Source organism: Vibrio sp. 10N.222.52.C3 (assembly GCF_041474195.1).
GTDB classification, from domain to species: domain Bacteria; phylum Pseudomonadota; class Gammaproteobacteria; order Enterobacterales; family Vibrionaceae; genus Vibrio; species Vibrio crassostreae_C.
In genome coordinates this window covers 1-2122 of record NZ_JBFRTQ010000146.1, presented here as the reverse complement: position 1 = coordinate 2122, position 2122 = coordinate 1, and the positions used below count along the sequence as shown (strand labels likewise).

At 37.7% G+C, this 2122-nt stretch carries 3 protein-coding genes; all 3 read left to right on the top strand.

All coding sequences use genetic code 11. The features are described from left to right. Positions 1-56 precede the first annotated feature (56 nt). Positions 57-650: a TetR/AcrR family transcriptional regulator gene (locus AB4517_RS19540; protein WP_102319796.1), complete on the top strand. Its 594-nt coding sequence runs from the start codon at positions 57-59 to the stop codon at positions 648-650. Positions 651-815: 165 nt separating this feature from the next. Then, positions 816-1637, top strand: coding sequence for an AraC family transcriptional regulator (locus AB4517_RS19535; RefSeq protein WP_198589006.1), 822 nt, complete (start codon positions 816-818; stop codon positions 1635-1637). A gap of 141 nt (positions 1638-1778) precedes the next feature. Then, positions 1779-2122: SDR family NAD(P)-dependent oxidoreductase (locus AB4517_RS19530; RefSeq protein ID WP_372149286.1), on the top strand; the 344-nt coding region annotated here is incomplete at its 3' end.

Genomic DNA, 2122 nt, shown 5'->3' with positions numbered 1-2122 from the left:
ATGTACTAACTAGTACAATAGGTGTCAATAAGAATTTTATGTAGTTGTATAGATAAATGGCAAAGAAAAGACAGTTTGACGAGATAGAAGTGCTTGGAGTTATGGCCAAATATTTTTGGCAGCATGGTTATGCGTCGACTAAGGTGGATCAATTATCGACCGTTACAGGATTAACGAAAACCAGTATTTACAACGCGTTTGGCAACAAAGAAACCGTGTTTAAATGTATAGTAGATTTCTATGTTGAGCATCACATGTCTGTGGTACTCAGGAAACTCGACTCAAATAAATCAATATCAGAGAATCTTCAATATTTATTTGATAGTGAGTTCTTAAATCCAGAGAATGATCTACTCACTTACGGCTGCTTAATTACAAACAGTATTGTTGAATTAAAATCAAACGAACCAGCCCTCTATGAGTATGTTATTAAGAAGTTTGAACAAGGTCGTATTGCAACACTGGCATTTTTTACTCAATATGAGAAAACAGAACGACTTATTGATGGTATAGATGCAGAGCATTTGACCGACTATTTCCTTACGTTTCGTCAAGGACTAAAAGTTCAATCAAGAGGGCAAAGACCACATGAATCTCTCGCTCGATCTATACATGCATTCATGCTTGTATTGAGTACATTTGAAAAATAGATTATGCGTAGACTATTCTCGAGCTTTAGCTTTGTTGTCGAGTTTTAGATGTCTAATGATTATGAGTGCAGCACCGTAGCAACACGATTCTAGTTGAGCCAATTATTTAATCGAGCAGGTAGACTGCTTTATCCTTATCGCAATACTATTGAATGGTGCCTTTAAATGAAAACAATAAAATATAATGGACGTATTGTTTTTCAAAAACAAGATATACCCAGTTTCAAACGTATGCCGCGCGTATTTGTAGACAGTGAAGCGTGTTTTGCGTTTGTCACAAATGGCGATTTTAACGTCAGGGAACAGACAGAATCTGCTTCATTGAACAAAAACTGCGGAATACTGGCAAAATGCACCAACTACTTTTATGAAAACACTAGCTATCATAATGATGAAGGTGCAGGTGAAGCGATTGGTATCCTTCTCTATCCTGAAATATTTCAGTCACTGTTTAACTTTGATATTAGCCAGTCAAAATACAGGGTCGATTATAATATTTTGCAGGTTGAAGTGGACAAATTGCTAGAGCACTATCGTGATAGCATCAGTATATTGCTGGATTCTCCAGAGTTGGCGGATGATTTGCTTATCGAGAGCAAACTACGTGAATTTGTCATTCTTATGGCGAAAAGAACCAGCGCACCTTCTGAACTCGATTTTCTTGCTTCTATGTTTAAACCTAACTTTGCCAAATTTGAAGATATTATCCAAAGTAATCTGTATGCGGATCTGAGTGTGGATGAGTTGGCAGCATTGTGTCATATGAGTGTTTCTACTTTTAAACGTAAGTTTAAAGAGGTGTATTCAGAACCCCCAATAAAATACATTACCAAATTAAAAATCAACAAAGCTAAAGTGTTACTGAAAGATAATAGCTTACGTATCTCCGACATCGTTTTTGAAACAGGTTTCGAGTCGATTTCCACGTTTAACCGTGCCTTTAAAGGACAAACAGGTCTATCCCCTTCTCAATTTCGTTTAACCTGACACCAACGCATTTTAACCTTTCCATTCAGGTTGGCTCGTTTGAACTAATGTGAGCAATTTTTGAACTTTTATGGAGAGCCCTGTACCTCCAAATTCCATATAGTTACCCCATCAACTAAACACAGAGAAAGGTAACGAATTATGGGTATCAGCTTTAAAGAAAAATATGGTGATTGGGCACTTATCACAGGGGCAACATCAGGCATTGGCGCAGAAATGGCAAGCCAGATTGCAGCAAAAGGATTGAACATTGTTTTGGTCGCTCGTCGAGAAAAAGAGCTTGAAGAGCAAGCTACGTTGCTTACTGAACGCTACGGAATTAAAGCAACGACCGTTTCTGCTGACTTAAGTACGTCAGAAGGCGTCGAAAAAGTTAAGCAAATTGACAAAAGTATTGGGCTACTTGTACTAGCCGCTGGTATTGAAGTTAATGGTTCGTTTGCTAAATCATCTCTAGAGCAAGAGTTGAAGATGATACAGCTTAA